Raw genomic sequence first — 2,493 nt, 5'->3', positions numbered from 1 at the left:
ACTAACAAACAACTGTTGTCGTTCGCTCGCGCTCACTGGAACTCTCCTGGGACGCAAACACGCGCGCGGCTTCGCCATTATGCCCTACGTGCCTGCGTCCGTTATTGAAGCGTTATGTGCTATTGAACATTTGATGATAATCAGATTAAACTAGAATTAGGTTAAAACCAGCTTTGGAAACTCAGCGAATGGATTTTGTAGTTATTGGTTATCTTCTCTTCACGGTCCTATTAATTGGTCTTATTGCTTTTTACGTTAACAAGCCGACACTGTTTACAGTTTTATATTTTCGAGTACCCCGCCCTGTAAAGTGGCTGTTTGCTTTTTCATGTGGTTTTTTACCGGTTTTGTTCGCAGGTAAAACTTGGCTACCAATGGGGGCTTTTATGGTACTTACGCTCGGATTTGCTTTAGAAAAGCAAGAGCGCTTTGCTCTTATAAAGCTACGCACATAACTACCCAATCAACACACTCACTGCGTTCGCTGTGGCGCATACACGCGGGGCGGCTTCGCCATTATGTCCCACGCGTCTGCGCCCGTTATTGGAAAGTTATATGCCAATTAGGTTTAAATAAAAAAGGAAACATAATAAATGGATTTTAATTCTCATTTCTTTTCGTCAATGTCTATGTGGGCAATGTTGCCAGTTATAGCAACTATAATTGTGCACCTCGCATTTAGTGCCGCTATATTTAATGACTCAAGTAAATTGCACGACGAAAATCATCAACTAGCGTTCGTGGGGCCAGTAATTTGGACACTAGCTGTCTTGGTTGGTGGTGTCTTTGTAGCCGCTGTCTATTGGCTTATTCATCATTCAGCATTGAGTAAACCGTGAGCTTTATGCCATATAACAAACAAATTATGGCACTCGCTGGGACGCAAACACGTGCGCGGCTTCGCCATTATTGCACACGTATTTGCGCCCCATATTTTAAAGTTATGTGCCCGAGTATATTGGAGTTTGAATGAAGAAGATTCTACTCATTGCTTTAGTATTGAGCGTTGTGTTGATAACCGCGCCTTATTTAGAAAAGGTAACGACGACCTTAGATTTAAAAACTGGAAAGTCTTCACAGCAACACTCGATCTTAGGGGTAACTTATGAAGTGTTTACTGAAATGCATAATCCTAAGTTATGTCCGACCTGGAATAAACCTGAATTGTTTGATGGTAAGACCACAATAACTAAGTCTTGCTACATTAATTTTTTAAATACCGAGAGTTGTTCGTCTCAAATAGTTGCATATAAGGAAGTATATGAGAGAGGTTGCAGCACATAACAAGGAAATTGAAGCGGTCATTGGCAAGAGCGGGCAACGCCGCTTAATTTGGTGTTAGGCGGCAAGTTGCACCGCGTTGCGCAATGCGCTACACTTTACCCCATAATTAAGTCATTTAAGCATAAAGATCTGAAGCTATTTTTCGAAAAAGGGAAAACTTCAGGCATCCAGACTAAGCACGCGAAAAAGCTTCGTATGCAGTTAGCAGCTATTCATACCGCACAAGATATCGATGACATTAATCTACCAGGTTTCTCTCTCCATCAACTCAAGGGAGAAAGGTCTAATATTTGGTCAATATCAGTTAACGGTAATTGGAGAGTAACGTTCGAGTTCACGGATGGTAATGCTTACATCTTAAATTACGAGGATTATCACTAATGAATATGCACAATCCACCACATCCTGGTGAATTTATTGAATCCATTTACATGAAGCCACACGGCATAAGTTGCAGGGCGCTCGCTACCCATCTTGGTGTCGCCGCTTCAACACTAAATCGTGTCGTTAAGGGCAAAAGTGCAGTAACACCAGAAATGGCATTGAGGCTATCAAAAGTATTAGGGCGAAGCCCTGAAAGTTGGCTTAGCATGCAAAACAATTATGATCTTTGGCAAGCAAAGCAGAGCATTAACTTGGATAACGTGCAGCCAATAGATCTGCATGCCGCCTAACAATAAAATGTTGGGGACACAAACACGCGGGCTCTGCTTCGCAGTATAGCCCACGCGATTGTGCCGCCAAAGTAGGACGTTATATGCCAAAGAAGGATTTTAGGTGAGATTTACTTTTCTAACATTTGCTTTTCTTACTCTGCTAAGTTGCGCGGTACAACAGGAGCCAGTTGTAGAACAACTATCAGAAAACTCTTATCGCATTACTGCGCAAGGCCCAATATCGGAAGGGAAAGTTGCAGTCAAAAATAAGATACATCTTGCAGCTAGAAAAGCGTGCCGTTCTAGATATTACGAATTTAGTAGGTCTAAATTTGGAGAAAACATCAGTCTTAAAGGCATTTCAAATTCTTCACCCTCAGAAGGCTGGCACGATAATCAATCTTCAATATTAGAAGCTGTTGCTACTATCAGCTGTTATAAGGGTTAAATTAACAATTAAAACCAGTGTCCACTTTTATGGGTGAACTCTCCTGGGACGCTAGCACGGGCCGCTTCGCGATTATAGCCCCATGTTAGCGCCCCAAAGCTTAGT

General features: G+C 42.1%; 5 protein-coding genes. All 5 read left to right on the top strand.

Features of this window, described 5'->3' with window-relative positions; genetic code table 11:
- Positions 1–188 precede the first annotated feature (188 nt).
- The 5 genes from AC27HD_RS18750 (at position 189) to AC27HD_RS18730 (ending at position 2,388) form a co-directional block, all read left to right on the top strand.
- The gene (locus AC27HD_RS18750; RefSeq protein ID WP_032095391.1) at positions 189–455 is read left to right on the top strand and encodes a hypothetical protein; all 267 of its coding nucleotides are present in this window, start codon (positions 189–191) and stop codon (positions 453–455) included.
- 138 nt (positions 456–593) lie between these two features.
- Positions 594–839, top strand: coding sequence for a hypothetical protein (locus tag AC27HD_RS18745; RefSeq protein WP_052010101.1), 246 nt, complete (start codon positions 594–596; stop codon positions 837–839).
- A 547-nt stretch (positions 840–1,386) separates the two neighbouring features.
- Positions 1,387–1,665, top strand: a complete 279-nt coding sequence (locus AC27HD_RS18740; protein ID WP_032095474.1) for a type II toxin-antitoxin system RelE/ParE family toxin — start codon at positions 1,387–1,389, stop codon at positions 1,663–1,665.
- Entirely contained in the window at positions 1,665–1,958 is a 294-nt protein-coding gene (locus AC27HD_RS18735) for a HigA family addiction module antitoxin (protein ID WP_032095393.1), read from the top strand. Before AC27HD_RS18740 ends, AC27HD_RS18735 begins: the two co-directional genes overlap by 1 nt.
- Before the next feature lie 103 nt (positions 1,959–2,061).
- Positions 2,062–2,388 (top strand): hypothetical protein, encoded by a 327-nt coding sequence (locus tag AC27HD_RS18730; protein ID WP_032095394.1) that lies wholly within the window; start codon positions 2,062–2,064, stop codon positions 2,386–2,388.
- The last annotated feature ends 105 nt before the right edge of the window (positions 2,389–2,493 follow it).

It is taken from the genome of Alteromonas sp. 4NS20-0143 (assembly GCF_057542855.1).
Note: the sequence above shows the minus strand (reverse complement) of the source record. Positions and strands in the feature narration are given on the sequence as shown.